Origin of the sequence: Sulfuricaulis sp. (genome assembly GCF_049587675.1) — a bacterium.
In the GTDB taxonomy this organism is placed as follows: domain Bacteria; phylum Pseudomonadota; class Gammaproteobacteria; order Acidiferrobacterales; family Sulfurifustaceae; genus Sulfuricaulis.
In genome coordinates this window covers 1-1,781 of record NZ_JBAVEJ010000267.1, presented here as the reverse complement: position 1 = coordinate 1,781, position 1,781 = coordinate 1, and the positions used below count along the sequence as shown (strand labels likewise).

1 protein-coding gene and 1 pseudogene are annotated in these 1,781 nt (G+C 64.4%); one reads left to right on the top strand and one right to left on the bottom strand.

Features of this window, described 5'->3' with window-relative positions; translation table 11 throughout:
• A partial coding sequence (locus WB402_RS13780; protein WP_424208816.1) for an IS1634 family transposase occupies positions 1-1,511 on the top strand: 1,511 nt, incomplete at its 5' end.
• 74 nt (positions 1,512-1,585) lie between these two features.
• On the opposite strand, the pseudogene WB402_RS13775 reads toward WB402_RS13780, so the two are convergent.
• Positions 1,586-1,781 (bottom strand): annotated as a pseudogene (locus WB402_RS13775) (ISKra4 family transposase); the annotation flags it as partial.

Sequence of the window (1,781 nt, the reverse complement as noted above, 5' to 3'; positions counted from 1 at the left end):
CGCGCCAATGGGGTGCTTGTTGGCTCGCTCTGCAGCTGTGGGAGCAGATCGCGCTCGACGCATACTGGGCCAAGAAGCTCCCGCCATCGCGCAAGGGCACGCGTTGGCTGAACGTGCTGAAGACCCTGGTGTGCTACCGCCTGATCGACCCGGGCAGCGAATGGCGCTTGCATCGGCAGTGGTTTGCCCAGAGCGCCATGGGCGACCTGTTGGGCGAGGATTTCAGTGTGGCACAAAGCGACACGCTGTACCGCTGTCTCGACAAGCTGCTGCCCCACAAGGACGGTCTGTTCGCGTTTCTGAAGGGGCGCTGGCAGACGCTGTTCGGGGCACGCTTTGAGGTCTTGCTCTACGATCTGACCAGCACCTATTTCGAGTGCGTGCCGCCCGGGGAGGGCCTGCGCCAGTTCGGCTACAGCCGTGACAAACGAGCGGACTGCGTGCAGGTGGTGATCGCACTCATCGTCACCCCCGAGGGCTTGCCGCTCACCTATGAGGTCATGGCCGGCAACACCGCCGACAAGACCACATTGGCGGACTTTCTCGCCAAGATTGAGATCCTCTACGGGCGCTCCGAGCGTATCTGGGTTATGGATCGCGGTATCCCCACCGAAGAGACGCTCGCGCAGATGCGTGCCAGTGTGACCCCCGTTCGCTATCTCGTCGGCACCCCCAAGGGGCGATTGAGTAAACTTGAGCGCGAGTTTCTCCCCAAACCCTGGACGCAGGTGCGCCCGTCGGTGGATGTCAAGCTGCTCGAGCAACCTGAGGAGCTCTACGTGCTCGCGCGCAGCCACGACCGGGTGCACAAGGAGCGCAGCATGCGGCGGCGGCGCCTGAAGCGGCTCTGGGCGCGCCTGCACCAGCTTCAGGCGCAGCGCCTCACGCGCGATCAGCTCCTGATGAAGCTCGGCGCGGCGAAGAAAGAGGCGGGGCGTGCCTATGCGCTGGTGGAGATCACGCTCCCTCAACCTAGCGCGGGAGTAACCACGCAGAATTTCTCCTTCCGGCTGAACCGGCACAAGCTGCGCATGGCACGCCGACGTGAGGGCCACTACCTGCTGCGGTCGAACCTGACCGCCGAAGATCCCGCTACGCTTTGGCAGTATTACATCCAGCTCACCGAGGTCGAGCAGGCGTTCAAGGAGCTCAAGCACGACCTCGCCGTGCGCCCGGTCTATCACCAACTCGACCACCGCATCGAGGCACACATCTTCGTTGCCTTCCTCGCTTATTGCCTGCAGGTCACCCTCAAGCAGCGCCTGCGGGTCCTGGCGCCAGGGCTGACCCCGCGGGCGGTGCTCGAGAAGCTGGCGGCAATGCAGATGGTGGACGTGCATCTGCCGACCACCGACGGCCGCCACCTGGTGCTTTCGCGCTACACCCAACCCGACCAGGACCAGATACTGCTGTTGCAGCTCCTGCAACTGTCCCTTCCCGACCAGCCACCACCCAAGATCTCCGCACCCGCGGAAGCCCGCGTCAGCACCCCGGCACCGACCCTCGTGTAGTGCCGACCTTTGGGGACGCTCTTCGGAGGATCAGGGACTTATGCTCGCCCAGACCCTGAATAGCGGAAGTCGGGCCAGGTGCGCTTGCTCAACACCGGCGGCCGTCTCTGCTCGGGCTTTGCCTCGGTGGCCAGGATCTGCTCCGGAGTACGAAGGTCAAGGCTGCACCTCGTAGACCGAGACCACAGTGGCCATGCGCTTGCGGTTCTTCTTCTCCCCCGGGCTGAGGCGAGTGTGCTGGCGATGGGCCTCTCGCCCCAAGGCCTTGCG